The organism is Candidatus Magnetaquiglobus chichijimensis (genome assembly GCF_045865675.1).
In the GTDB taxonomy this organism is placed as follows: domain Bacteria; phylum Pseudomonadota; class Magnetococcia; order Magnetococcales; family Magnetaquicoccaceae; genus Magnetaquiglobus; species Magnetaquiglobus chichijimensis.
Map to the genome: position 1 here is coordinate 322,808 of NZ_BAAFGK010000002.1, position 26,140 is coordinate 348,947.

24 protein-coding genes are annotated in these 26,140 nt (G+C 62.4%); 16 read left to right on the top strand and 8 right to left on the bottom strand.

Going from position 1 to position 26,140, the window contains the following annotated elements; all coding sequences use genetic code 11:
- The first annotated feature begins 3 nt into the window (after nucleotides 1–3).
- The 11 genes from rseP (at nucleotide 4) to secG (ending at nucleotide 10,756) form a co-directional block, all read left to right on the top strand.
- Nucleotides 4–1,101, top strand: coding sequence for an RIP metalloprotease RseP (gene rseP, locus ACOY6C_RS03375; RefSeq protein WP_420904064.1), 1,098 nt, complete (start codon nucleotides 4–6; stop codon nucleotides 1,099–1,101).
- A 111-nt stretch (nucleotides 1,102–1,212) separates the two neighbouring features.
- Complete coding sequence (gene bamA / locus ACOY6C_RS03380; protein ID WP_420904065.1) at nucleotides 1,213–3,492, top strand: outer membrane protein assembly factor BamA; 2,280 nt, start codon at nucleotides 1,213–1,215, stop codon at nucleotides 3,490–3,492.
- Between the two features lie 71 nt (nucleotides 3,493–3,563).
- Nucleotides 3,564–4,082 carry an OmpH/Skp family outer membrane protein gene (locus ACOY6C_RS03385; protein ID WP_420904066.1) on the top strand — a complete coding sequence of 173 codons (519 nt, stop codon included), beginning with the start codon at nucleotides 3,564–3,566 and terminating at the stop codon, nucleotides 4,080–4,082.
- Nucleotides 4,083–4,101: 19 nt separating this feature from the next.
- Nucleotides 4,102–4,569, top strand: a complete 468-nt coding sequence (gene fabZ, locus ACOY6C_RS03390) for a 3-hydroxyacyl-ACP dehydratase FabZ (RefSeq protein ID WP_420904067.1) — start codon at nucleotides 4,102–4,104, stop codon at nucleotides 4,567–4,569.
- A complete protein-coding gene (gene lpxA, locus ACOY6C_RS03395) occupies nucleotides 4,562–5,347 on the top strand; it encodes an acyl-ACP--UDP-N-acetylglucosamine O-acyltransferase (protein WP_420904068.1) in 786 nt (261 codons plus the stop codon). Before fabZ ends, lpxA begins: the two co-directional genes overlap by 8 nt.
- A 58-nt stretch (nucleotides 5,348–5,405) precedes the next feature.
- Nucleotides 5,406–6,281 carry an LpxI family protein gene (locus ACOY6C_RS03400; RefSeq protein WP_420904069.1) on the top strand — a complete coding sequence of 292 codons (876 nt, stop codon included), beginning with the start codon at nucleotides 5,406–5,408 and terminating at the stop codon, nucleotides 6,279–6,281.
- Between the two features lie 235 nt (nucleotides 6,282–6,516).
- Nucleotides 6,517–7,506 carry a Gfo/Idh/MocA family protein gene (locus ACOY6C_RS03405; protein WP_420904070.1) on the top strand — a complete coding sequence of 330 codons (990 nt, stop codon included), beginning with the start codon at nucleotides 6,517–6,519 and terminating at the stop codon, nucleotides 7,504–7,506.
- A 14-nt stretch (nucleotides 7,507–7,520) separates the two neighbouring features.
- Nucleotides 7,521–8,762, top strand: a complete 1,242-nt coding sequence (gene lpxB, locus ACOY6C_RS03410; protein WP_420904071.1) for a lipid-A-disaccharide synthase — start codon at nucleotides 7,521–7,523, stop codon at nucleotides 8,760–8,762.
- A gap of 30 nt (nucleotides 8,763–8,792) precedes the next feature.
- Nucleotides 8,793–9,158, top strand: coding sequence for a thioredoxin (gene trxA / locus ACOY6C_RS03415; protein ID WP_420904072.1), 366 nt, complete (start codon nucleotides 8,793–8,795; stop codon nucleotides 9,156–9,158).
- 219 nt (nucleotides 9,159–9,377) lie between these two features.
- Nucleotides 9,378–10,160 carry a triose-phosphate isomerase gene (tpiA, locus tag ACOY6C_RS03420; protein ID WP_420904073.1) on the top strand — a complete coding sequence of 261 codons (783 nt, stop codon included), beginning with the start codon at nucleotides 9,378–9,380 and terminating at the stop codon, nucleotides 10,158–10,160.
- Nucleotides 10,161–10,189: 29 nt separating this feature from the next.
- The gene (secG, locus tag ACOY6C_RS03425; RefSeq protein ID WP_420904074.1) at nucleotides 10,190–10,756 is read left to right on the top strand and encodes a preprotein translocase subunit SecG; all 567 of its coding nucleotides are present in this window, start codon (nucleotides 10,190–10,192) and stop codon (nucleotides 10,754–10,756) included.
- A gap of 614 nt (nucleotides 10,757–11,370) precedes the next feature.
- On the opposite strand, the gene ettA is transcribed toward secG, so the two are convergent.
- Together ettA and ACOY6C_RS03435 are read right to left on the bottom strand one after the other, a co-directional pair.
- Nucleotides 11,371–13,044 (bottom strand): energy-dependent translational throttle protein EttA, encoded by a 1,674-nt coding sequence (gene ettA / locus ACOY6C_RS03430; protein WP_420904075.1) that lies wholly within the window; start codon nucleotides 13,042–13,044, stop codon nucleotides 11,371–11,373.
- 129 nt (nucleotides 13,045–13,173) lie between these two features.
- A complete protein-coding gene (locus tag ACOY6C_RS03435) occupies nucleotides 13,174–14,100 on the bottom strand; it encodes a branched-chain amino acid transaminase (RefSeq protein ID WP_420904076.1) in 927 nt (308 codons plus the stop codon).
- Nucleotides 14,101–14,394: 294 nt separating this feature from the next.
- Here ACOY6C_RS03435 and ACOY6C_RS03440 point away from each other — a divergent pair, with 294 nt between their 5' ends.
- The 5 genes from ACOY6C_RS03440 to ACOY6C_RS03460 all read left to right on the top strand — a co-directional run bounded on the left by ACOY6C_RS03440 (nucleotide 14,395) and on the right by ACOY6C_RS03460 (nucleotide 19,769).
- Entirely contained in the window at nucleotides 14,395–14,862 is a 468-nt protein-coding gene (locus tag ACOY6C_RS03440; protein WP_420904077.1) for a hypothetical protein, read from the top strand.
- Between the two features lie 29 nt (nucleotides 14,863–14,891).
- Complete coding sequence (locus tag ACOY6C_RS03445; protein ID WP_420904078.1) at nucleotides 14,892–15,269, top strand: hypothetical protein; 378 nt, start codon at nucleotides 14,892–14,894, stop codon at nucleotides 15,267–15,269.
- Between the two features lie 197 nt (nucleotides 15,270–15,466).
- Entirely contained in the window at nucleotides 15,467–17,668 is a 2,202-nt protein-coding gene (locus ACOY6C_RS03450) for an AAA family ATPase (RefSeq protein WP_420904079.1), read from the top strand.
- A gap of 163 nt (nucleotides 17,669–17,831) precedes the next feature.
- Nucleotides 17,832–19,370, top strand: a complete 1,539-nt coding sequence (locus ACOY6C_RS03455; protein ID WP_420904080.1) for a hypothetical protein — start codon at nucleotides 17,832–17,834, stop codon at nucleotides 19,368–19,370.
- A 204-nt stretch (nucleotides 19,371–19,574) separates the two neighbouring features.
- Complete coding sequence (locus ACOY6C_RS03460; protein ID WP_420904081.1) at nucleotides 19,575–19,769, top strand: hypothetical protein; 195 nt, start codon at nucleotides 19,575–19,577, stop codon at nucleotides 19,767–19,769.
- Nucleotides 19,770–19,893: 124 nt separating this feature from the next.
- Here ACOY6C_RS03460 and ACOY6C_RS03465 read toward each other — a convergent pair whose 3' ends face one another.
- The 6 genes from ACOY6C_RS03465 to ACOY6C_RS03490 all read right to left on the bottom strand — a co-directional run bounded on the left by ACOY6C_RS03465 (nucleotide 19,894) and on the right by ACOY6C_RS03490 (nucleotide 26,020).
- Nucleotides 19,894–21,435 (bottom strand): YifB family Mg chelatase-like AAA ATPase, encoded by a 1,542-nt coding sequence (locus tag ACOY6C_RS03465; protein ID WP_420904082.1) that lies wholly within the window; start codon nucleotides 21,433–21,435, stop codon nucleotides 19,894–19,896.
- Nucleotides 21,436–21,494: 59 nt separating this feature from the next.
- Nucleotides 21,495–22,949: an aldehyde dehydrogenase family protein gene (locus tag ACOY6C_RS03470; protein ID WP_420904083.1), complete on the bottom strand. Its 1,455-nt coding sequence runs from the start codon at nucleotides 22,947–22,949 to the stop codon at nucleotides 21,495–21,497.
- A complete protein-coding gene (locus ACOY6C_RS03475) occupies nucleotides 22,946–23,212 on the bottom strand; it encodes an accessory factor UbiK family protein (RefSeq protein WP_420904084.1) in 267 nt (88 codons plus the stop codon). Before ACOY6C_RS03475 ends, ACOY6C_RS03470 begins: the two co-directional genes overlap by 4 nt.
- A 114-nt stretch (nucleotides 23,213–23,326) precedes the next feature.
- Nucleotides 23,327–24,235 carry a ubiquinone anaerobic biosynthesis protein UbiV gene (gene ubiV, locus ACOY6C_RS03480; protein ID WP_420904085.1) on the bottom strand — a complete coding sequence of 303 codons (909 nt, stop codon included), beginning with the start codon at nucleotides 24,233–24,235 and terminating at the stop codon, nucleotides 23,327–23,329.
- Nucleotides 24,232–25,230, bottom strand: coding sequence for a ubiquinone anaerobic biosynthesis protein UbiU (gene ubiU / locus ACOY6C_RS03485; protein WP_420904257.1), 999 nt, complete (start codon nucleotides 25,228–25,230; stop codon nucleotides 24,232–24,234). The genes ubiV and ubiU overlap by 4 nt, the downstream gene beginning before the upstream one ends.
- Nucleotides 25,231–25,366: 136 nt before the next feature.
- The gene (locus ACOY6C_RS03490; protein WP_420904086.1) at nucleotides 25,367–26,020 is read right to left on the bottom strand and encodes a UbiX family flavin prenyltransferase; all 654 of its coding nucleotides are present in this window, start codon (nucleotides 26,018–26,020) and stop codon (nucleotides 25,367–25,369) included.
- Nucleotides 26,021–26,140: the final 120 nt, after the last annotated feature.

Sequence of the window (26,140 nt, forward strand, 5' to 3'; positions counted from 1 at the left end):
TCAATGAGTACGGTCTTTTGGGCCATTGTGGTGCTGGGCGCGCTGATTTTCGTGCATGAGCTTGGCCATTTTCTGGTGGCGCGCATGATGGGTGTGCGGGTGCTGGTCTTCTCGTTGGGATTCGGACCACGCATTGCCGGCTGGAGCCGGGGTGCGGGCGAGACCGAATACCGACTCTCGCTGATCCCTCTGGGCGGATATGTGAAGATGCTCGGCGAGAACGAGGAGGAGGATGAGGAGAAAGATCAATCCGGCCATCCGGTCGTGGTCGCCGATGCCCCGGATTCGTTCGCCAATCAGGGGGTGTGGTCGCGCATCGCCATTGTCTTTGCGGGTCCGGCGTTCAACTTCCTGTTTGCGCTGATGGTGCTGGTCATGGCCTTCATGCTCGGGGTGGGGGAGTTGTTGCCGGTGGTCGGCTCGGTGAGTCGCGGCATGCCCGCCGAACAGGCCGGATTGCGGGTCGGGGATCGGGTGGTGGCCATCAACGAACAGCCGGTGACCCGCTGGGAGGTGTTGAGCCAGACCATCAAGCGTTCCGAAGGCGTGCCGTTGCGTTTCACCGTCGAACGACCGGAAGGACCGATCCTTTTGACCATTCAGCCCCGCGTGCAGGAGATGACCAATATTTTCGGCGAGACGGTGCGTACCTGGCTGGTGGGCATCGGACCGGGGAGCGGCACGGAGTTCGTCACCTACGGATTTTTTTCCGCCCTGGTCAAGGGGGTGGAGCACGCCTGGCGCATGACCGACATGATCGTCACCGGGGTGTGGAAGATCATTACCCGCTCGATCCCGGCGGATCAGATCGGTGGACCTCTGATGATCGCGGAGATGGCCGGCAAGACCGCCGAGCAGGGTGCGAGCAGCATGCTTTTTTTCATGGCGCTGATTTCGATCAACCTGGGCATCCTCAACCTGCTGCCGATCCCGGTGCTGGATGGCGGTCATCTGCTCTTTTTCCTGATCGAGGCGGTCAAGGGGTCGCCGCTCTCCGAGCAGGTGCGGTTGCAGGCCAATCGGGCTGGCATGTTCCTGTTGATCGTCCTCATGGCCTGGGCGATGAAGAACGATTTGACCCGGATCTTCTCCGACGGCTAGATCCCCCATTATTGAGCATGCGTTAACGGTGAACTCTTGCCCTGTCGGGTCATGTGGAGTATTTTCCTTGGATTGGTGTCCACGACTTGCCATGAGGACGAAGATCCGCGCATGTTTCCTATTCGTCGATTGTTGAAGATTCCCCTTGGCGTGGTGTTGCTGACCTTCGCGGCCAACGCCTGGACCGGCGAGGTGATCGATTCGATTCGTGTGGAAGGTATTCGACGAATCGAGGCCGATACGGTCAAAAGTCATGTCTCCGTGATTCCTGGACAACCCATGGAACCGGATGCGTTGCGTCGCAGCATCAAGGCGCTGCACGACACCGGACTGTTCAAGGATGTCGCCATCGAACAGCAGGGACGGGAACTCCTGATCCGGGTGGTCGAGAACCCCACCGTGGCCAAGGTCACCTTCGAGGGCAACGACGCCCTGGGTACCGAGGAGCTGCAAAAGCTCGTCCACCTGAAGCCACAGGCCCTGTTCAACCGCTCCACCACCGAACGCGACCTCTCTGCCCTGCGCCAGGCGTTCCGCGTGAAGGGCTTCTTTCTGGCCAAGATCGACATGGTGGTCAAGAACCTTGATCAGAATATGGTCGATGTGGTCTACAAGATCGACCAGGGCGAGAAATCCCGCGTGCAGAAGGTGCGGATCATCGGCAACAAGGCCCTCTCCGAACGGCAACTCACCCGCAAGATGATGATCCACGAATCGGGTTGGTTCTCCTGGTTCACCGAAGACGACGCCTACGACCGTGACAAGTTGCAGTTCGACCAGCAGCAACTGCGCAACGCCTACCTGGATGAGGGCTATGCGCGGGTGCATGTCGATTCTTCGGTGGCCGAACTCACCCCGGATCGCAAGGCCTTCGTGATCACCCACTCGGTGCGCGAGGGCGATCGGTATCGGTTCGGCGCCATCGACGTCAAGGGGGATTTCGACGAACTGCCCAAAGCGCGTTTGATGGAAGAGTTGCGGGTGCGGCAAGGGGAGTGGTACTCCCGCGACCTGTTGCGCCAGTCGATCGAGAAGCTCACCGATCTGATCGGCGACTTCGGTTATGCCTTCCTGGATATCCGTCCCCAGACCGTTTTCGACGACAAAGCCAAGACCATCGACATCACCTTCGAGGTGGTCAAGGGACGGCGTGTCTATGTGAACCGCATCGAGGTGGTCGGCAACACCCGTACCCGCGACAACGTGGTGCGTCGCGAGATCACCATGAACGAGGGGGATCGCTTCTCCTCCACGCAGATGCGTCGGTCCAAGAAGAACGTCACGGATCTGAACTTCTTCGAGAACATCGAAATCACCACCCCCAACACCGGCAATCCGGATCAGGTGGATGTGCGCATCAAGGTCGATGAAAAGGCCACCGGCACCTTCACCATCGGAGCCGGTTACTCGAGCATCGACCAACTCATCGGTACGGCGAGCGTCAGTCAGAACAACTTCCTGGGTCGCGGCCAACGCATGGTGCTCTCGACCACCCTGACCGGCAACAGCACCCAGTTCGACTTCTCGTTCACCGAACCCTATTTCATGGACAAGAACCTCTCGGCAGGGTTCGACCTGTTCGCCAAGGAGTCCGATCGACGCCAGATGGCCACCTACACCGAAAAGGTCTACGGTGGGGCGTTGCGTCTGGGGTTCCCGATCTCCAAGAATCTGCGTGATCAACTCAGCTACAACCTCGCCCAGATCGACATCGCCGCAGACAGCAACGTCACGTCGCGCTCGATTCTCGCCCAGGCGGCGCAGAGCCCCTACCTGCGTTCGATGGTCAGCAACAGCCTGGTTTGGAACGATGTCAACAACAACCTCAATCCCACCCAGGGGCGCGTCCATCGCCTGACCACCGACATCGCGGGGCTTGGCGGCGACATCAGCTTTGCCCGGCTTTTGGTGGACAATCAACTCTACCACCCCATCACGGAAGACGAGGAGTGGGTGGCGCATATCCGTGGTCGCGTGGGTTACATCAACGGTCTGGATAAGGACGTGCCGATCTTCGAGCGGTTCTATCTGGGCGGTTCCACGTCGTTGCGCGGCTTCAAGCCCGGCGGTCTCGGACCGCGCACCCTGACCGAGGACGACGCCTACGGTGGTTTGCACTTCGAGCAGGTCAACGTCGAACTCTTCTTCCCGATCGGCAACCTGAGCGAAAAGGGGGTCAAGGGTGTGACCTTCATCGATGTCGGCTATCTGGGGAATGGGGAACTCCCGGTGGACGTTCGCGAATCGGGTGGTATTCGTGCGGCGGCAGGCATCGGCGTGCACTGGAACTCGCCGTTTGGTCCGCTTCGTCTCTCCTTGAGCCATCCTCTGGTCAAGGAGGAGTTTGATAAAACCAGAGTATTTGACTTTAGCATGGGGACAGCCTTGTGAGCGCGTTATCCTTTTCAAACCGGATCAAGTCAGGTTTCCGTTCCATCTCCCGCAGAACGCTGGCATGGTCGTTGGCATTGGTTTTGGCCGTGGGATGTGGCCTTGTTTCCGCGCCGCTCGAGGCGGCGGGCGGCGGTACGCCGGTGTTTGCCTATGTGGATGTGCCACGGGTGATGGCCTCGTCGTCGGCGGCCCAGCACGCGCGTGAACTGTTGAAGAAGAAGCTGGCATCCAAGCAGCGCGAAGTGGATGTCATGGAGAAGGAGATCAAGGATCTCAAGGCCAAGATCGAGCAGGGTGGCAACGTGATGAATCGCGATGCCCGCGCCGACCTGGAGAACACCACCCGCAACAAGTTTCGCGAGTATCAACGGCTGGTCGAGGACAACCAGGCGGCGATCGATCGGGAGAATGGTGTCTGGACCAAAAAGATCACCGAGGCGTTGCGTACCGTGATCGAGGAGCTGGGGCGCGAAAAGGGGTATACGGCCATTTTCGGCAAGGGGCAGGTGCTGTTCGCCAATTCGACGATCGACATTTCGGATCAGGTGTTGAACCGCCTCAACGAGTACACCAAGAAGTGGTTTTAACCCAGACAGGAGCTGTTCCGTGGAACCATGGCGTGAAATTCTGAAAACCCTGCCGCATCGCTATCCTTTTCTGCTGGTGGATCGGGTCGAGGAGGTGGTGCCGGGTGAGCGTCTGGTGGCGTTGAAGAACGTCACCTTCAACGAACCGTTCTTTGCGGGTCACTTTCCCGGCCATCCGGTGATGCCTGGGGTGTTGATCCTGGAGGCCATGGCCCAGGCTGGCGCCATGCTGGCCGGATACATCGATCCGGTGGCGGTGAAAGGTCGGCTGGTCTACTTCATGGCCATCGACAAGGCCCGTTTCCGCAAGCCGGTGGTTCCTGGGGATCAACTGCTGCTGGAGTTGACGCTGATCAAACGGCGTCGCGAGATCTGGCGTTTCGGCGGGGTGGCGCGGGTGAAGGGCGCGGTGGTCGCGGAAGCGGAGCTGATGGCCATGACCCGGGATGCGGAGAGCGGTGGAGACGAGGGGAACGACCATGGCTGAAGCCGCGATCATCCATGCCACGGCGGTGGTGGATCCCAAGGCCGAGATCGGTGCCGGGGTGAAGGTTGGACCGTATGCGGTGATCGGTCCGAACGTGATTCTGGACGATCACGCCGAGGTCGGCGCCCACGCGGTGATCGATGGCCACTCCACCATCGGTCAGGGGAGTCGGATCTTCAGTTTCGCCTCGATCGGGCAGCCCCCGCAGGATACCCATTACGCCGGCGAGCCGACTCGGGTGGAGATCGGCAAGGGGTGCGCGATCCGCGAGTATGTGAGCATTCATCGTGGCACCGAAAGTGGTGGTGGATTGACGCGGGTGGGCAACCACTGCATGGTGATGGCCTATGCCCATGTGGCGCATGACTGCCGGGTGGGGGATCATGTGATCATGGCCAACGGGGCCACGTTGGCGGGTCACGTCGAAGTGCAGGATTACGCGGTGATCGGCGGTCTGACCGCCATCCACCAGTTCGCGCGTATCGGGCGCAACGCCTTTGTCGGCGGGGCTTCGGCCATTTCGATGGATGTGATGCCCTATGTGTCCGCGGCGGGCAACCGTGCCAAGGTGACCGGGGTGAACGTGGTGGGATTGCGGCGTCACGGTTTCAGCGAAGAGACCATTAAGGCGATTCGTCAGGCCTATCGGATCGTGTTTCGTTCCAACATGCGCATGGAACAGGCGATCGAGGAGCTGGAGCGTCATCTTTCCCAGTTCGTCGAGGTGCAATCCATTCTCGAATTCCTGCAATCCGGCCAGAGGGGGATCTGTCGCTGACCGACTGGTTGTTTCGTATCGATCACCACACGCTGTTTCTCTCTTCGAGTCCTCTTCCTTGAACGCGCGTGTCGGATTGGTGGCGGGTTCCGGGCAGCTGCCGTTGCTTTTCGCGCGTGCCATGCGTCGCGAGTCGGAGTCGCGACTGGTCGCCATCGTGGCCCATGAGGGCGAGAGCGATCCGGCTCTTGCCGCGTGCGCGGACCATCTTCTTTGGGTCAAGCTGGGACAATTTGAACGCATTCTGAGTTTTCTGCGCGAGCATGGGGCGCGGGATCTGGTGCTGGTGGGCGGCATTCGCAAGTCCACGATCTGGCGTGCGCGTCCGGACCGGTTGGCGTTGGGGATGGTGTTCAAGCGTCTGGTCGGCGGGATGGATGACGACCGGTTGTTGCGTGCCGTGGCTGCGGAGTTGGAGGAGCGTGGTTTCTGTTTGCGCTCCGTCACCGATTTCATGCCGGAGTTGTTGGCGCCGCGCGGGGTGTTGAGCCGGCGCGAGCCGAGCGAGGCGGAGTGGGCGGACATCCGGCATGGCTGGCGAGCGGCCAAGGGGTTGGGAGCCTTGGATATCGGCCAGGGGGTGGTGGTGCGGCGTGGCATGGTGGTGGCCGCCGAGGCGATGGAGGGGACCGATGCCATGTTGGCCCGTGCGGGCGGGTTGTTGGACGCGCGGGGGTGGGGTTGGTCTGGGGAGGGGAGTGCGGTATTCGTGAAGGTGGTCAAGCCGATGCAGGATCGGCGGTTGGATCTGCCGACCATCGGGCCGGGAACCCTGGAGAGCATGATCAAGGCTGGGATTCGCGTGGCGGCGGTGGAGGCGGGTGGTGCGATGATCGTGGATCCCGAGGCGACCCGGAGTGTGGCGGATCGGCACGGGTTGGTGTTGATTGGCATCGATGCGGCGGATGTGGTGGAAGTGACGGGTGGGGGGTAACCCTGTTGCGGGGGGCTGAAGCTCTCCGGCGAGGTTCGGAGGCAACGCCTTCGAATTTTTTTTGATTTTATTTTTTACGTTGTCTTGGATGATGGGCACCCATGCAGGCCCCCGCCAAATGTAGGGATCCTGCATGGGTGCCCATTCAAAACCCCAGGGCTTCGCCCCGAATCCTTCCAGGGGCCTTGGGCCCCTGGACCCCGTGGTTGATCGTTCTTGACGGGAGCGTGGTGAAATGAGCGACATGTCGGACTCCGAAGGTATGGCCGCGTTGCGGGCGGCGGTGATCGGCGTTGGATATCTGGGTCGGTTTCACGCCCAGAAATACACCCGCATCCCCGGCGTTCGTCTGGTCGGGGTGGCCGACCTGCATGGGGAACGGGCCAAACGGGTCGCCGAGGAGTTGAAGGTCGAGGCGGTGGAGGATTTTCGCGCGTTGTTGCCGCAGGTGGACATGGTTTCGGTGGTGACCGAGACCGAGAGCCACTATGCGGTGGTGCGTGCCTGCCTGGAGGCCGGGGTGCATGTGCTGGTGGAAAAACCGATCACCGCCAGCCTGGAGGATGCGGATCATCTGGTGGCGTTGGCCGAGGCGCGTGGCCTGATTTTGCAGGTGGGACACATCAAGCGGTTTCATCCGGCGGTGAGCGCGCTGCGGGAGTCGGGCTGGCTGAGCAATCCACGCTTCATCGAGGCGCAGCGTTTCGCGCCGTTCAAGAATCGCGCCCTGGATGTGGACGTGGTGCAGGATCTGATGATCCACGACGTGGATCTGATTCTCCATTTTGTGGACTCCGAAGTGGAGTCGATCGAGGCGGTGGGATCCGGGATCTTTTCCGGCAAGATCGACATCGCCAATGCGCGCATCCGTTTTGCCAATGGTTGCGTGGCCAACGTGAGCGCCTCGCGGGTGGCGCGGGACGCGACGCGCCGGATGCGGATCTTCCAGAAGGACGCCCTGTTCGACCTCGATTTTACTCGTCCTGGCTTGTCGATCCGGCGGCGGGGCACGGGGAACTGGGTGCTGGACGGGGTGACGTTTCCGGCCATCGAAGAGCTGGATGTGCCGTTGCAGAAGGTCGATGCCATGGAGATGGAGGTTCGGGCCTTTTGCGAGGCGGTGCGCGGTGGACGACCGGCGCTGGTGAACGGACGGGCCGGACGGCGTGCCCTTGAGGTGGTGATGGCGATTCGTGCGGCGATCGCCTCCTGGTCCGAGAGTTAGGGGATCACGCGACCATGCCCATCGAGCGGCCACCCAGGATCATGCTGATTGCCGGCGAATCCTCCGGGGATCATCTGGCCGGGGCGCTGCTGGCGGATTTGAAGGCCCACTTTCCGGACCTGGAGAGCTTTGGCGTGGGGGGCGCGCGCATGGAGGAGTCGGGATTCCGCTCCTTGTGTCATCTCAACGAGCTTTCGGTCATCGGACTGGTCGAGGTGGTGCGCCGGCTTCCGACACTCATCCGTCGTTTTCGGCAGTTGGTGGCGTGGATGCGTGAACGACGACCGGATCTGCTGATCACGGTGGATCTGCCGGATTTCAATTTTCTGCTCGCGCGGCGCGCCCGGGTTCTCGGCATTCCGCGCATCCACTATGTGGGGCCGCAGGTGTGGGCGTGGCGCGCCGGACGGGTTCGCAAGCTGGCGCGGCTGTTGGATCAGTTGCTGGTGCTGTTTCCTTTCGAGGTGTCGGCCTACGCAAACACCTCCCTGCCGGTGACCTTCGTGGGTCATCCCCTGGCGCGTCGGACCCTGCCGGGCGTGGCAGAGATCGGGCGGGTCCGTCGTGAGGCGGGCGTGGCGGCGGATGAGAAGCTTTTGCTGCTGCTGCCCGGCAGTCGTCTGGGGGAGATTCGCCGCCATCTCGGGGTGATGGTCGAAGCGAGCCGGCGGGTGGTCGAAGGCCAGAGCCAGGTGCGTTGCGTGCTTGCCCTGGCCGATACCCTGAACGAGGCGGATCTGGCGGCGGTGATGGCCCAGGTGAATGAACCGGCCACGCGGGCCTTTTTTGCGCGTATCGCGGTGCGGTGCGGTCAGACCCGTCTGTTGCTCGCGGCGGCGGATGCGGCGCTGGTGGCCTCCGGAACCGCGACGCTGGAGGCGGCCTTGGCGGGCGCGCCGATGAGCGTGATGTATCGGGTGAACCGCTTGACCTACGAGATCGGTCGGCGGGTGGTTCGCGTGTCGCATATCGCCCTGCCCAACCTGGTGCTTGGTCGCGGGTTGGTGCCGGAGCGGATTCAGAGCGAAGCCACCCCGGAACGATTGGCCGAGGATGCGCGCTTGTTGCTGTTCGACGGGGTAAGCGCCGCGCGGCAGAAGGTCGGATTCGATGAGATCCGCGCGCGTCTGGCGCAGCCGCTCTCCCTACCGGTGGAGGTGGTGCTGAATTGGTTGCGTGCGTTGGGTTTTGAGAGCAGACAAGTGACGGGCGTCCCTCGCCCCGCGGAGGGGTGCGGAGTGCCGGTTGGCGGGTGAGCGGCTTCTAACGAGACTGGAGAGCAATCGATGGCGACCATAGCCTTGAACAAGGATAATTTTGAAGCGACCGTCACCGGAAACGACATTGTGGTGATCGATTTCTGGGCGGACTGGTGTGGCCCGTGCAAGGCTTTCGCTCCGGTTTTCGATCGGGTGTCGGAGAAGTTTACCGATGTGGTGTTCGCCAAGGTGGATACCGATCGGGAGCAGGAGTTGGCGCAGGCGTTCCAGATCCGTTCGATTCCGACCTTGATGATCTTCCGCGAGAGCACGATCCTGTTCATGCAGCCGGGCATGGTTCCGGAGTCGGCGTTGGTGGATCTGGTGGAGCGGGTCAAACAGGTGGACATGGAAGAGGTGCGCAAGAATCGGGTTCCGGCGGATCAGGCCTGAGCCTGTTTTGGATCGATGCCGGCGCGCTTAAGGCCGCGTGGTGGGGAGATTGCAGGGGTGGAATCGGATCGGATCCCCTCTCATCCGACCCGCTGACGAGAAATAGGCGTTGCTTTTGACAAGTGGGTTGAATATACTCCAAAAGTTCAGGTGTCAGGCCTGAACCGGGTCAAAACCGGGTCTGTTCCACCCTTGCGCGGGCAGCGGGTTTCTTGAAACATGCGTCGCAGGATGCTGATCGTTGGCAACTGGAAGATGAACGGGCTGATCGAAACGGCCCAGGAACTCGCGGATGGCATTGTTGCGGGTCTGGGTGCGCGATCGGGTCGTTCGTTGCCGTGCGAGGTGGTGTTGTGTCCGCCGGCCACCGCGTTGTTGACCGTGCATCAGCGGTTGGACGGTTCGGTGGTGAAACTGGGCGGGCAGGATCTCTCCGAGCACGAGAGCGGGGCTCATACCGGTGAGATCTGCGGCATCATGTTGCGCAATGTCGGCTGTCGGCATGTGATCGTGGGTCATTCGGAGCGGCGCGCCGATTGTGGCGAGGATGACGCCAAGGTGGCGCGCAAGATGGCGGCGGCGTTCCGGGATGGTTTGCAGCCGATCGTTTGCGTGGGCGAAACCTTGAACGAGCGGGAGCGCGGTGCCACGTTGGAGGTGATCGGGGCGCAGTTGGCGGCCCTGGTGCCGTATGTGCCCAGGGAGTTGACCAGGCGGCAGACGTTGGTGGTGGCGTATGAGCCGGTCTGGGCGATCGGCACGGGGCGCAACGCGGAGTTGGAGCAGATCCGCGAGGTGCATGGTTTCATGCGGCGTCAGCTCGAGGAAGCGTTTGGCGCGGATGCCGCGCGGATGCGGTTGTTGTATGGGGGATCGGTGAAGCCGGCGAATGCGGGGTCGATTTTTGGTCTCGAGGATGTGGATGGTGGCCTGATTGGCGGCGCGTCGTTGAAAAGCGCCGAGTTTCTGGCGATCATCGATGCGGTGCCGGAGAAGTTTTGATCGTTGTTATTCCATAGAAGGGTCTTACGATGACACTGATTGTGACGGTGTTGCATATCCTGGTCTGCATGGCCTTGGTGTTTGTGGTGTTGCTGCAGAAGGGGAGTGGCGCGGACATGGGCGCGGCCTTTGGTGGCAGTTCGCAGAGTCTGTTCGGCGCGCGTGGTTCCGGGGATTTTCTGAGCAAATTGACCGCCGGTTTGGCGACGGTGTTCATGATCACCAGTCTGACGCTGGCTTTTTATTCGACCCGTCCAGGAAACGAGCGTTCGGTGATGGACAGCGCGCCGGCGACCTCGACCCCGGCCAAGGATGCTGTGCCGGCCAAGGTCAAGGAGGTGGAGAAGAAGGATTCCGAGGCGGAATCCGGTCCGCCGGTTCCGGCCAAGAGCGCGCCGAAGAAGCCGGAGGGTGGTGCGAGCGAGGCGAGTGGTGGCAAGCCTGTGCCGCCCCCGCCGATGCCGAAGGAGGAGACCGCCAAGCCGCCCCAGCCGGCCAAGCCCGCCGAGCCGGTCAAGGTCGAGCCGCCGAAGCCTGCCGAGGCCAAGCGTCCCGAGCCGCCCAAACCGGCGGAGCCGGCCAAGAAGGAGCCGTGAGCGCGCTTTCTGGTGCGGTGACAGATTGGAGGTCGTCTGCTGTTTGACGCATTCCAGATGGGCGTTTTGCCATCCCAGGATACCCGGAAGCTTGGTCTTTCCGGGTTTTCTGTTTGTAGGTGCCTGGTTTGTGTAATCTGAACGTGTGATTCGGGGGCGTTGGGAATGGATCCGGATTATCGCGATGCCGCGGACCGTCACTGGCAAGATGCCGAGTTGCTGGTGGATTTCGAGCGCTTGGCCAATGCCGATCACCTGTTCGGCCAAGTTTGCGAGGTCATCCCAAGGTCAAAACCGCACTTGCCTGGTTCCAGAAGTCAACGGACAAATGTGCTCCCACCGCTGTCCTGACGGATACCGGTGGGGGCACGGAGACGGCGCGCGGCGATTTTTCGCGGTGCGAAAAATCGTTTTTGGGAAGAGCCCGCGCAAGGCAAAGGATACCGATCAGAGCAGGATCAGCATAAAGATTTGAGAACAAAGAAAGGTCACAACCAAACCCTCGGGGTCTCTGCCTCCGGACCTCTGCCGGGGGCCTTGCGGCCCCCCGTCTCCCGCAACAGTGGGAAACCTTTGGCGCCGCGCCGCCAGGTTCGGTTGGCCCTCCCGCGTCCTCAATGCACCAGTTTCTTGTAGTGAACGCGATGCGGACGGTCTGCCTCCGGGCCCAAACGCCGCTTGCGGTCCGCCTCGTACTCCTGATAGTTCCCCTCGATGAACACCACCCGTGAATCACCCTCGAACGCCAGAATGTGGGTGGCGATGCGGTCCAGAAACCACCGGTCGTGGGAGACCACCACCGCGCTGCCGGCGAAGTCGGTGATCGCATCCTCCAGCGCCTGCAAGGTCTCCACGTCCAGATCGTTGGTCGGTTCGTCGAGCAGCAACAGGTTGCCGTTCTGCTTGAGCACCAACGCCAGATGGGCCCGGTTGCGCTCGCCGCCGGAGAGAACCTTGACCTTCTTCTGCTGATCCTGCCCCTTGAAGTTGAACCACGACACATAGGTGCGCGAGTTGATCTCCCGGCCACCCAGATCCAACATGTCCAACCCGCCGCTCACCGCCTCCCACAAGGTTTTGTCCGGCTCCAGCGTGCCGCGGCTTTGATCCACATAGGCCAGCTTGACCGTCTCGCCCAGCTTGATGCTGCCGGAATCGGGCTGCTCGGTGCCGGTCAACATGCGCAGGAAGGTGGTCTTGCCTGAACCGTTGCCACCGATCACCCCGAGAATGGCCCCACGCGGCAGGATGAAGGAGAGATCCTCCATCAAGAGACGTCCGCCGAACCCCTTGCTCAATCCCTCGACCTCGATGACGTTGCCGCCCAAACGCGGACCCGAGGGGATGAACAGCGTGTTGGTTTCGCGGCGCATTTCGCGGGTGCGCGATGCCAACTCCTCATACGCGCTCACACGCGCCTTGCTCTTGGTCTGACGGGCGCGCGGCGAGGAGCGGATCCACTCCAATTCGACCTGCAACCGTTTGTGCAACGCTTCATCCTCGCGTTTTTCCTGAATCAGGCGGGCATCCTTCTGTTCCAGCCAGGAGGTGTAGTTGCCCTTCCAGGGGATGCCGCGACCACGATCCAACTCCAGAATCCAGCCGGCGGCGTTGTCGAGGAAATAACGGTCGTGGGTCACGGCCACGACGGTGCCTGCATAGTTTTGCAGAAATCGCTCCAGCCAGGCCACCGATTCGGCATCCAGATGGTTGGTGGGTTCGTCGAGAAGCAGCATGTCCGGGGCGGAAAGCAGCAACCGACACAACGCCACGCGGCGTTTTTCGCCACCCGACAGCATGGAGACATCCGCATCCCACGGCGGCAGACGCAACGCATCGGCGGCGATGTCGAGTTTGCGGTCCAGATCCCAGCCGTCGATGTGGTCGATCTGCTCTTGCAAGGCGCCCTGTTCCTGGATCAAGGCGTCCATATCCGCGTCCGGGTCGCCGAATTTTTCGGAGACCTCGTTGAACCGTTGCAACAGATCCTTGATCTGCTGGACGCCCTCTTCGACGTTGCCACGCACGTCCTTGGAGGGGTTGAGTTGCGGTTCCTGCGGGAGGAATCCGGCGCGAATGCCGGGCGCGGCCTTGGCCTCGCCGGTGAATTCGGTGTCGATGCCGGCCATGATGCGCAACAACGACGACTTGCCCGCGCCGTTGAGTCCCAATACGCCGATCTTGGCTCCGGGCAGGAAGGATAACGAGATATCCTGTAGGATGACCCGATTCGGGGGGACCGCCTTGGTCATGCGGTACATGGAGTAAATGTATTGCAGTTCAGCCATGCGCGTCGCTCTTGTTGAAGTTGTTTGGTGAGGCCGTTCATGGAATCACCAGATGCACACGGTTCGAACGTCTCGAACCGTGTTTGAACCCATTTCTTTGCGATCTGGCGGGCCATCCAGGCCCCGCGTTCAAACAGGCTGGTTCACATGGGTCAGCCAGCCGAGATGGTCGGGATGGCGGCCATGCACCACGTCGAAGAACCGTTTCTGGATCTCCTTGGTGACCGGTCCGGCGCGTCCGATGCCGATTTTGCGGTTGTCGAGTTCGCGGATCGGGGTGATTTCGGCGGCGGTGCCGGTGAAGAAGGCCTCCTCGGCAAGAATGACCGCGTCACGCGGAAAACGTTGCTCGATTACCGGCAGTTTCATCTCGGCGGCGATGGTGATCACCGTGTCACGGGTGATGCCATCCAGGGCCGAATCGAGCGGCGGGGTGATCAGCCGACCTTTTTGCAGGATGAAGATGTTTTCCCCCGATCCTTCGGACACGAACCCTTCGGGATCCAGCAGCAAGGCCTCCTCGTAGCCGCAGGCGATCGCCTCGGACTTGGCCAGGATCGAGTTGGGGTAGTTGCCGACCCCTTTGGCGCGGGTCATGGTGATGTTGGGATGGTGACGGGTGTAGGAGGAGGTTTTGACGCGGATGCCGTTTTCCATTCCTTCTTCGCCCAGGTAGGCGCCCCACTCCCAGGCGGCCACGGTGGCATGCACATGGCACCTGGCCGGATTGAGTCCCATGCTCTCCGCGCCGTAGAAGGCCAGGGGGCGGATGTAGCCGGATTGCAGGCTGTTGGCCTTGAGCACCGCCAGACAGGCGCCGGCGATTTCGTCTTGGGAGAAGGGCATGGTCATGCCCAGGACGTGGGCGGATCCGAACAGACGCTCGACATGTTCCTTGAGGCGGAATACTGCGGGGCCCGTATCGGTCTTGTAGCAGCGGATGCCTTCGAAGACGCCGAGTCCGTAGTGCAGGGTATGGGTCAGAACGTGGACCTTGGCCTCGCGCCACTCCACGAGTTGTCCGTCCAGCCAGATTTTTCCGTCTTTGTCGTACATGAGCGTAACTCTTTATCCGCGCAGGTTGTGATGGGAACGGCCCGGTTCCGAGATGTATCCTTACGTCCGAACAGCCATTCTAGCACATCGATTTCCGTTTCGGGAGCACTCAAACGCATGAGGCTTGGGATTTTCGGTGAAAATATCCCCGGGGTGTCAAACCTGGATTGGCATCAATGTTGCTCAATCTTCAATAACGCGTGCCTGGAACGGTCGAAAAGCCGTCACGACGGGAACGAAACCATCCGGGACACGATCAGACTATCACGAGATCCGCAATAAAAGAGTTCAACCATGAGCGATGCCTTGTTATCCACCATTCGCACGCTGACCCGGAGCCCGGAAGCGGTGCGCGTGACGAGCGTCGGAAGTGCCCAACGTGGGCGTGTCGGGGATGATGGGGCGTCTTTCCGGGGATACCTGCCGGAAAACGAAAGCATCAAGGAACCCGAAGTCGTCGCGGAAGCTCCGGTCTCCCGCATGACCGGTTCCGCCGGTGATCTGGCCGCCCTGAGTGGTCGCATGGAAGGGGGTGCCGGTTCCCGTTTCGGTCAGGAAGAGGCGGCCATGGCCTCTCTCGAATCCGAACCCGAAGCCTGGACCTTCGTGGCCCCGAGCGTGGCGGCTCCGACCCCGACCCCGGCTTCGCGTCTGAACGCCAATGCTTCATTCAAGATTTACGCCCGCGCCGCGGATCATGGCCTGGACCCTGCACGGGTCTCGGTGATCCCCGAGGAGCGGAGCGCGGAGAAGCGTCGTTGATCGTTTTCCAAGCAATGGAAGGATGACCCATGAACAGCCGTGGCAACGTGACCCAAGCCGAGATCATGATCACGCTCATGCAACTGGAGCGCGACCTGGAAAAGGAGCGTCTGGATTGCGCCCGTCCCCTGATCGAATCGTTGCGTCACGCCCTGGTGCGGGATGCCAAGATGCTCAATACCCCGCCGGGTATCCTGTCGGTTCAGGGATGGATTTCGCTTCTGGGTCGTTGGGAGGAGGATCTCACCCACATCCCGGCACGGCGCATGCGATTCGTGCGCGGCTTTTTCCAGGAGTTGCAGGAACGTGCCGATGTCACCGGCTCCCCGATCGGCATGGCCATCGATGAGCTTTCCGGCCTGATCGAGGTGCAATTCCGCAAGGCCGACGCCCTCGCCGCGGCCTGAGTCGTTGTTCCGGGAGGGAGGGCGCAAACCTTCCCCGCCCACCCCTTTGGACGAGTCTGGCGAGACGCGCCTGGGGGAAAATTGGATTTTTTGGTCTGTCTTGCGTCAATCGTCCTGTCTTGACCGTGAAAGTTTGTGATAGGATGTTCGCCTGTTGATCCTTACAACCAGGCAAACGATCGGCATCCCAAACAGTCATGGAAGCGGTCAGACCAGCGGTTTCCCCCTCCACGCGCTCCGCCGATCCCAGGCGGACGAATCGTCGTCCGCAATTTTTCCAGGCCCCCAGTCATGCCCCGATCTGGCGCACCCTGCGTTCCGCTTTGCTGCGCGCCGAGGGGTTGATCCTTGTCACCGGTCCCGAAGGGAGCGGCAAGAGCGCGCTCGTCAAACGCCTGCCCGGCATGATCCCGGACAATCGCGATCTGGCGGTCATCCAATCCGCAGACCTCAAGGATGCCGAATTCCTGCGTCAACTGATCGCCGCCACCACCCTGGCCAGGGATGAGAGCGGGGCGCTGATTCCCGTCGAGGACGACGCCCTGGTCCCCGAGTCGTGGGAGGAGGGTGGACGGGTTCTCCTGCCCGCCATGAGCATGCAGGATCTCCTGGACGCCCTGGAAGAGCGGGTGGCCATGGGGCGCAAGCTGGTGTTGGTGGTCGATGATGCCCATGCCCTGACGCCGGGCGCCATGACCTGGCTGGACATGCTGGTCCGGTTCGTCTCCGAGGAGATCCGACCCGTGCAACTGGTGCTGGTCGGGCGTCCCGAGCTGCGCGGACTGCTCGACGCCGAGGCGGACATCAACCTGTCGAGTCAACTGGTGGGGAGTTGCGAGGTGCCCCCCCTGACCCGGCGTGAGGTATGGGACTTCTTGCGTTTTCAGCTCGACCGGTTGGTGGAAAGCCCGGTCAAGCTCTCCGTGTTTGCCTGGATGGAGATCTACGGTCACTCCCAGGGGATCCCCCTCAAGATCGAACTGCTGTTGAAACGCCTGCTTCCCCTGATCCGGCAGCGCAACGCCAAGGCGGTCGATCGGGCCATGGTGCGGCTTGCCATGACCATGGGGCGTCCCATGCAACCCGGTTCGTTCGTGGGCTGGACCCAGAGGCAGCGGTTGGCCGCCGTGGCCGGTGGGGTGGTGATGCTCCTGGCGGGGGTGGGGCAGGTGGCCGGCTGGTTCGGCTCCGCACCCGACGAGGGGGAGGCCGTGGTGGTCAAGAAAGGAGGCCCGGGAGAGAGCACCTCCTACGTCAAGATCATCGAACCAGAGACTTCCACCTCGGGCAAGAGCGACAAACCCGCGGACAAGAGCGCCAAATCGGACAAGGCGGACAACAAAACCGGCAAGCCGGTGGAGAAAAGCGACAAGTCTCCCTCCACCAGGGAGGGCAGGCCCGCCGATGACAAGGGGGATGACAAGGGCAACATCGTCAAGAAGCGTTACTGGGAGCCGAACATGCCGGTCCGGCCCGAGACTCCCCCCTCGCCCCAGGCCCTGGAGCGCATGGAGGCGATGGTCGAGGCGATCGACAAGCTCACCGCCGAGCATCAGCCGTCACGACCTACCCCTCCCGTCGATCCCGAGGCGTTTCGCAAGCGCTATCAGACCGCCAGGGTGATCACCTCGACCGCGCCTGCGGATCCGGTCGCCGAGGGTGTGCCCTCTCCGGTCGTCGAAAGTGCCGAGAAGTCGCCGCCCGATCCCAAAAAAGGTGGTGTCGTGTCCCCGCCCACGCCGGTCCCGTTGCGCAATCCCCGTACCGGGCAGGTCTATGATCCCTTCCTGACCCGTTCGGTTCCGGCTGCGGCGCATGTTCCGAGTCCGGCGTCGTCGCCGGCTCCGGCGGCGCATGCCGTGGCGTTGGAGTCGGGCGCGGAGGAGGGAGGCGTGCCGATCCTCAAGGCGCGTGATCTGGGACGCAAGCCGCCACCTCCGGTTCCTCCTCCACCGGCCCCGGTGGCCAAGGTGACCAGCGCCCCGCTTCCCGAAAGAGGTGAATCGCCTGGCAACTCCGACAAGTCCGAGGAGAAGCCGGAGGAGAGCAAGCCCAAGCCCGTCGTGGCCAAGCCGGTTCCGGTCAAGCCCAAGCCGGCGGATCATCCTTTGCCAAAGATCTCCGGGGTGGCGACCGAAAAGTCGTTTCGCTCCGTGGGGCGGGTCTATGTGGTGCAGACCGGCTCGTTTGCCAAGGTGGATGGCGCCGACCAGTTGAAACGGACCTTGGCCGATCATGGTCGGGGCGATCCCTATGTGCATCTTTACGAACGCAAGGGCAAGCGGCTCTATTCGGTGCGTTTCAACTTCCGTTCCCGTGATGCCGCCGAACGCATGGCCAAGACCATTCAGGATCAGGATGGCCTGACTACCAAGGTCATGGAGTTGAATTACGATTGACCGGCCATGTGCCGGTAAGGATGGCGCATTCGTGCAGCACCGTTGGCCGGTCTTCCTATGACCGGCCATGTGCCGGTAAGGATGGCGCATTCGTGCAGCGCCGTTGGCCGGTCTCCCCATTCTCTTCTGCCGTATCCATCTTCTTGGATCGTTTGCTCCTCCCATGACCCATTCCGACGATCCGTCCATCATCCCAACCGCATCCTTTGTCTGGAACCCGGACGGCTCCGGCGCGTTTGCCGCCCTGATGGGCGGTCATGGTCATTGGGATGTTCAGGGGGGGGGCGGCTGGCGTGACGGGCGCGGGGTGGTGGCCAGTTGGCGCGCGGACGGGAGTTGGTGGTTGACATGGGGAGAACGGCGGTGGTCGGGACGCGCGGATGGCGCCTTCGAGATGAAGGACCCCCATTCCGGAACCGCGCGCGCGGATGCGGCGGGTAATGGTCAATGGGCGTCCTTGTCGGGATCCAAGGGGTTGTGGCGCGCGGATGGTTCCGGCCAGATCCAGCATGCCGACGGTGCGGTGGAGAGTTGGAGTTCGTTCGGGGGGCGTGTTTTCATCACTGCGGACGGGGAGGAGCATGCGCCGGGGGAGTGTCGGATAGGGCGGTTCTTGTGCGAGGATGGCTCGGTTGTCGAATTCTTCGCGGATGGTTCCGTCTGTCTGACCGAAGCCGATGGGGATCTCTGGCGTTATCCATCCGGTCGTGGTTGGGCGTGGGAGGGGGCGGATGGCCAGAGGATGCGGTGGGATCCCGAGACGGGGTTCAGTCATGCGACCCCGGATGGCCATCGACTCGTCTTGGGCGTGGACGACCGGTTGATCTGGGAGGAGCCCGGATGCACCAGTTGGTTGCACGAGGATGGGAGCGGCGGTTGGATCGGCGGGGCGGGTGCCTGGGGTGTTTGGAAGGCGGATGGGGCCGCGTGGCATCGTGATGCGGCGGGGCGGGTGGTCTGGCGGGATGGGTGTGGCTTGTTCGGGTGGTCCCTTCCGGATGGTGCGCGGGGTGGATGGGATCCTCAGGGTGGTCAATGGCGTGTGGATGGTGTGTTGTTTTCCTTTTCCGAGGGGGTGTTTTCTCGGGATTGGGAGGGTGGTTCCTTGGTTGGTTCGGGGAAGGGGGCGTCCGATGAGATTATTCTGGCTCGCGATAATGGATTTGTCGAGGTTTGGGAGCCGGGGATTTTCACCATTCAGGATCCGGACGAGTCGATTTGGGTGCGGCGTGCGGATGGTTCGGGATCCTGGTCGAGCACGGCGGGTGAGTTGGATACCTGGGATGCCGAGGGGCGGCATCAACGGGTGTGTGTCGATGGGACGCGCGTGCGTTGGGATTCCGAATCCGGGTATGACGCTCTTGGAGCCGAGGGGAGTTGGCGGGTTGAGTCCGGGCAGGTGACAGTTGAGGAGATCGATCCTGGCGCGTTGTTGGCCGGGGATGGGGAGATGATGGTCCGATTTGGGGCGTTATGGGATGTGATGAAGATGACCGCGCGTCGGGACCGGCTGGCGGGGCGGATGCATACGGTGTTGGAGCGTGTGGTGATGGAGGAGGGGGGGGTGGTGGGGGATCCCGGATTGGCGCATGGGGATGCGTTGTTGCGGCGGATTCGGGTGATGCGGCGGTGGGTGGAGATTCTGAAGCGGTTGAGGTGGTTGGAGCATCAATGGCGTCGGCCTGCGCGGTCGGTGGGGTGAGGGGAACAGGGGATGTTGGACGGATGGGGTCCAGGGGCCAATGGCCCCTGGTGGGGTTCGGGGCGAAGCCCTGAGGTTTTGTTTTTCTGTTTTTAATTCTGCTCTTTTTTTGTTTTTTTTGCACGCTTTACACGATAAACATTTTTCGCGCTTTTTGCGAAAAATGCGCAGCGCGTGGATCTTATGTGTCCAGATTGCGATCGCATGTCAGAACATAAGTTGCCTTTGGCAGCCGGTTTTTTCGGGCCATGTTCGCGGGATTGTTTCGCCAAAGACGCGAAACAATCCCGCGGCCAAGGCGGCGCGCAGCGTTTTTTCGCAAAAGGCGCGAAAAAACGCTTTTTTGAAGAGCGCGCCAAAAGCAAAAGCAAAGAGTTAAAGCAAATAAATAAAAAATAAAGATTAAGAGGTAAAGATCAAAACCTGGAACTCAAGGTCAAAACCTCGGAGGCTCTGCCTCCGAACCTCCGCCGGGGACCTTCGGCCCCCGGTCCCCCGCAACAGTGGGGCCACACCTCCCTCGCTACCGGTTTCCCGGAAACCGCCCCCCCATCCGAAACTGGATCGCCTCGGCCAGATGGGTCGCATGGATCGCTTCGGCCCCCTCCAGATCGGCAATGGTGCGCGATACCTTGAGAATCCGATTGTGCGACCGCGCCGAAAACCCCATCTTGCGACTGGCATGCAACAACAACTCGCGACTCTCCGCATCCAAAGTGGCACAACGGTCCAAGGGGACGCCATCCAACTCGGCATTCAGCACCGCACCACCATTGCGACGCGCCTGCCGGACACGCGCCTCGGTCACCCGCTCGCGCACGATGGCCGAAGACTCCCCGCTGGGCAACTCGGCCATGGTCTCGGGCGGAACCGGGGGAACTTCGACATGCAGATCGATGCGATCGAGCAACGGACCGGAGAGCCGGGCGCCATAACGCTCCACCTGCATCGGCGAGCAGCGACACGAAACGTAAGGATTGCCCCGATGCCCGCACGGACAGGGGTTGCAGGCTGCGACCATCTGAAAACGGGCCGGGAAACGGGTGGAGCGGGCAGCGCGGGAGATGCCGACTTCACCGGCTTCGAGAGGCTCACGCAGGGTCTCCAGAACATACCTTCCGAACTCCGGGATCTCGTCCAGAAACAAGACCCCGCGATGGGCCAGACTCACTTCGCCAGGACGGGGCACCCCACCACCGCCGATCAACGCGACGTGGGAGGCGGTGTGATGCGGCGCGCGAAAAGGACGACGGGTGAGCAAGGGCGCGTTGCCCTCGAGCCGTCCGGCCACCGAGTGGATGGCGGTCACCTCCAGAGCCTCCTCCAGGGAGAGCGCGGGCAGGATTCCCGGCAGACAACGGGCCAGCAGGGTCTTTCCCGAGCCGGGCGGACCGCTCATGATCAGGTTGTGGCCACCGGCGGCGGCCACCTCCAGGGCACGCCGGGCATGCTCCTGCCCTTTGATGTCCGCCAGATCGCGAACCCGCCCGATGCCGCGACTCTCCTGGGCGACCAGGGTCTGCTGCCAATCCAGGGGAGGCACCGGCTCAAGGGGCTTTTCGCCGCTCAGATGACGCATCAGATCCAGGAGCGTCTCCGGAGCGATCACCCGCCCGCCGGCCAAAGCCCCCTCGGGACCGTTGCCAGCCGGAACGATCAACTCCTTGAGATTCAACTCCTTGGCCAAAAGCGCCGCAGGCAGGCAACCGGGGACGGGTTTGATCCGTCCATCCAGGGAAAGCTCGCCGAGAAACAACCGTCCGTGCATCTGTCCGTCCGGCACCAACTCCAGGGCGGCGAGCAGTCCCACGGCCATGGGCAGATCATAGGCGCTCCCCTCTTTGGGGAGATCCGCCGGGGCCAGGTTGATGGTGATCCGACGTGCCGGGAGTTGCACGCCGGAGTTTTTCAAGGCGGAGCGGATCCGATCCTTGGACTCGCGCACCGCGCCGTCCGGCAACCCCACGACGTTGAGCACCGGCAGACCACGCCCCAGATCGACCTCGATTTCGACGGGTATGGCCCGGATGCCGTCCAGGGCGATGGTATCGACGCGGGCAAGCACGGTTCGGAAGGATCCTTGAGCGCGGAAGGGTCGTTAGAAGGTGGCGTGAAACGACGGGTTCACATCCGATAAACCAGCACCCGCTCTTCGAGCATGTCGCGCATGGCGTATTTGACCCCCTCGCGACCCAGACCGGAATCCTTCACCCCGCCATAGGGCATGCTGTCCACCCGGAACGACGGGATGTCGTCGTGGATCACGCCTCCCACTTCCAAGGCGTCGAAGGCACGCATCACGGTGGTGAAATCCCGCGTGAAGAGGCCGCATTGCAGACCGAAACGGGAGGCGTTCACCCGCTCGAAGGCCTCTTCCATGGACTCCACCGGCGAAAGCACCACCACCGGTCCGAATGCCTCCTCGGCCACCACCCGACAAGCGGGCGCGACCTCTTCGAGGATGGTCGCGGTCAGACAGTTCCCCTGGCCCAGGGGCGGAACCTCGTTGCCGGTCACCAGTTGCGCGCCCTGCTCCATGGCCTCGCGGATCCAGAGTTGCAACCGTTCGCGGTTGGGACGGTCGATCATCGGACCCAGGGTGGTGGCTTCGTCGAGCGGATCGCCGGGACGGAGCGCCTCGGCGGCCTTTTTGAAGCGGGCGCGGAACTCGCCCATCACCTCCTGATGCACGAAGATCCTCTGCACCGAGATGCACACCTGGCCGCACTGATAGAAGGCCCCGGTCACCGCCCGATTGATCAGCAGATCCCAATCCGTCACGTCGCGATCCACGATCAGACCGGCGTTGCCACCGAGTTCCAGCACCACCTTTTTGCGTCCGGCCTGCTGTTTCATTTTCCAGCCTACCTCCGGGGAGCCGGTGAAACTGAGCAGCTTGACGCGATCGTCCTCGACCAGCATCTGACCGGCCTGTCGATCGCAGGGCAGAACCGAGAAGGCCTTGAGCGGCCATCCGGACTCCTGGATGATCCCGGCCAGCATCAATGCGGTCACCGGGGTTTTGGAGGCCGGTTTCAGCACGATCGGGCAGCCGGCGGCCATGGCCGGAGCGATTTTGTGGATGGCCAGGTTGAGCGGAAAATTGAACGGCGCCACGCCGGCCACCACGCCGATCGGGTAGTGACGCACCAGGGCGCGGCGTCCGGCGCCCAATGGGTTGATCCCCAGATCATACGCCTCGCCGTAGATGCGGGTCGCTTCGCCCACGGCGATGTCGAAGGTGGCTGCGGCGCGGTCGAGTTCCAGCCGCGATTCGGACAGGGTTTTGCCATTTTCCTGGGAGAGGATGCGCGCGAACGCTTCGCGACGCTCGATCAAGCGGTCGCGCACGAAGGCGAGCGCCTTGGCCCTCTGCCACGGTTCGAGCCGGCGGGTCTCCTCCAGGGACTCGACCGCCGCGTTCAGGGCCCGATCGATCTCCAGGGTTCCGCACAACGCCACGCTGGCCACCCGTTCACCGTTGTAGGGGTTGACCACCTCCAGCGATGCGCCGGTCTCCACCCATTCGCCGGCCAGATAGGCCAGATGCAGGCCCGAGCCGTTTACCGCGCGGCTCATGTCGGTTCACCGCCCAGACGGACCAGGGCGGCCTCGAGTTCGACCACCCGTTTTTCCAACGCCTCGGCGCGGATGCGCGTTTCGCTGAGCATCTCGTTGACCACGTTGAACTCCTCGCGGGTCACCAGATCGAAATGCTCCACACCCTCGCGCACCATGTCGTGGGCCTTGCGACGCAGCTCTTCGCGGGTCTCGCCCACCTTGTTGAACACACCCATCATATTCTGGGTGATCTGATCCAAAATCGCGTTGTCGATCTGCATGGTTGCTGCTCCTTGTGGTGGGTTGACCGCTTGGAAAATGGTTTGGCCGAGGCACTCCCGTCAGGGAGATCCTCGGGTGGGGGGGAGGGGTTCTCCGCCCCTGTCATGATTAAGTCACGCCCGGTGAAACGCCATGCCCGGCTGACCGTGGAAATAGCCGTTGCAGAACGGTTCGTCGCCGTTGTACCCCGCAAGGCGCGTCAGGGCCTCTGCGGGATCCAGATTCCCGTCCAGGGTCTGGCGCCAGATGGCGACAATTTCCGGCATGTGCCGGCTCTGCGGCGAGATGCGGACGATATCGATGCCCAGAGGTGTCAGACGCGGCACGTCGGCGATCAGGGTGTGTACCTTTTCCGACATGGTTTGAATGCCGTTCATGGTCAAAAGTCCCTCGCCTTCCTGGGTACGGGTGATCATGCCGTCTGGGAAGTCCCCGCACTTGTATTGACAGTTTGTCTTGGAGAGCTTGAAGGCCCGCGCGGTGTAACAGCGCGCCGAGAAGGTCAACGGCAGCTTGCCATGGGCGAAGAGTTCGAACTCCACCGGGTTGGCGCGCGGGGCGGAGACGATGCCGCGAATCGACGCTTCGGGCAGCTCCACCGGAAAGACCATGCGCGTGACCCCGACCTCCTGGAGAAAATCGAGGGTCTGCGGGTTGTAGACGTTGACATGGGGACCGGCGACCAGTTTGTGCCCCTCGGCGACGCCGATGCCGGCCATGTCGTTGGCTTCGAGTTTGAGATCCAACGCGATGGCCAGATCCTTCAGGCGGTGGAGATCCTCCTGTTCCGCATCGCTCATCACCAGACCGAGGGTGGAGAGGACCAGTTCCTTGCCGGTCGGTTGGATCTCCCGTGCCAGCTCTTCCACATCCTCCAGGCTCAACCCCTGGCGTTTCGAGCAGACCACCTCGCCCAGATAGAGGATGTCTGCCTGGGACTCCAGGGCCATGCGGCGATAGAATGTTTTCAAGGCCGCGCGTCCCCAGTCGAAGAGCACCGGACCGATGGCGATCTTGATCATTGCCAGCTCCCCTCGTAGGTGCCCAGGGTGTGGGTGGTCCCCTCGGAGGTGGCATTGAGGGTGCGCACCCAGGCCGGCTTGACCCGATAGGCGCCGGGATCGTCGTAATAGGAATCGACCGCCTGACGCAGGGTTTTGGTGACCGTGGCCACGTAGGATTTGGTGCGCTGACGCCCTTCGATCTTGAGCGAGGCCACCCCGGCTTCGATCACCTGGGGCAGGATTTCCAGGATGTTGAGGGAGCCCGGCTCCTCCATGACGTGATACACCCGATCGTTGGCCTCGAACCGTCCCTTGCAGATGGTCGGGTAGGCGGCATCCTCGCCTTCCTGGTATTCGGCGATCAGCGCGCCGCCCAGACGGGTGCGGAGTTTGCCGTTTGAGTTTTCGAACCGGACCGCGCGGGCCGGAGAGCAGACCCCTTCGATGTTGGGCGAGACGCCGGTGACGAACGAGGAGAGGTGACAGCGCCCCTCGGCCATGACACACAGGCCGCCGAAGGCGAACACTTCGAGTTCGACATCCGCGAGTTTGTCGTGCAGGCGGCGGATCTCCGGCGCGGTCAGCACGCGCGGCAGAATGACGCGGGCGATGTTGAAGTGCCGTTTGTAGAAGCGGATCGCCTCGGCGTTGCTGGCCGAGGCCTGCACCGAGAGATGGATCGGCAGTTGCGGGTGGCGCTCGTGGCAGTATTTGAGCATGGCGGCATTGGCCAGGATGATGGCATCGGCCTTGAGGCGCGCCGCGACATCCACCGCGTGGTACCAGGGTTCCGGGTTGCCGACCTGGGGAAAGGTGTTGAGCACCACGTTGGCCTTGACGCCGTGAGCGCGGGCATGGGCGATGCCCTGTTCCGCCTCGCTTTCGGAGAAGTTCAAACCCTCGAAATTGCGGGCATTGGTGGCATCGCGAAACCCGAAATAAACCGCGTCCGCGCCGTTGTCCACGGCGGCCCGCAGGGAGGGCAGATTGCCCGCCGGGGCCAGGACTTCCACTTTCTTCATGGTGCAACTCTCACAGACGCTAAAAGGCGGCTGATCCGGATGGGCGGGGATCGCCTGCCATGTGCAATAATTGGGTACGCAACCAAGGTAGCAGTTTAACACCGCCGTGTCTGGAGTCAAACCTTCTTTAAGATTTGTTGCCAGGTTCGCGTCGGTCCGACGGATCGACGGGCCAGCCGTGGGAGGGGGATTCGACCGGCACGCCGAGGCGCATGAAAATGCGATCGACGATGAAATCGATCAGTTGCTCGATCCGTTCCGGGCGGTGATAGAAGCCGGGGGAGGCGGGAAGGATCACCGCGCCGGCGCGGGTGGCGGCGAGCATGTTTTCCAGGTGGATGGTCGAGAGCGGGGTTTCGCGGGTCACCAGGATCAACGGCCAGCGCTCTTTGAGGGCCACGTCGGCGGCCCGTTCGATGAGGGTGTCGGACAGACCGTGGGCGATGGCGGCGAGGGTTCCCATGGAGCAGGGAGCAACCACCATGGCGCGCGCGCCGGAGGAGCCGGAGGCGATCGGCGCGTGCCACTCCCGCATCCCGAAGTGGCGCACTCCCTCCAGGGGCGGCGTGTGACCGGTGTTGTGGGCGAGATACGCCCCGAGACGCGCCACCACCCCCGCGCCGTTTTCGTCCGCGAGATCCAGCCCGCACTCCTGACGCAGAAGCTCCCGTCCCGCCTCCGAGATCAACAGATCCACGCGCCTGCCGGCCATCAGCAGCCGTTCCAACAGTCGCACGCCGTACAGCGCCCCGGAGGCGCCGGTCATGGCCAGGGTGATCATCTCCATCTCCCAATGGTGAAAGGGCGAATTCTCAAAGATTCAAACAGGTGGTTGGGCGGTTCCGTCGGAATCACCCAACCTGCACGAAGCGAAAAAATCGCTTCGTGCTTTTCAAATTGC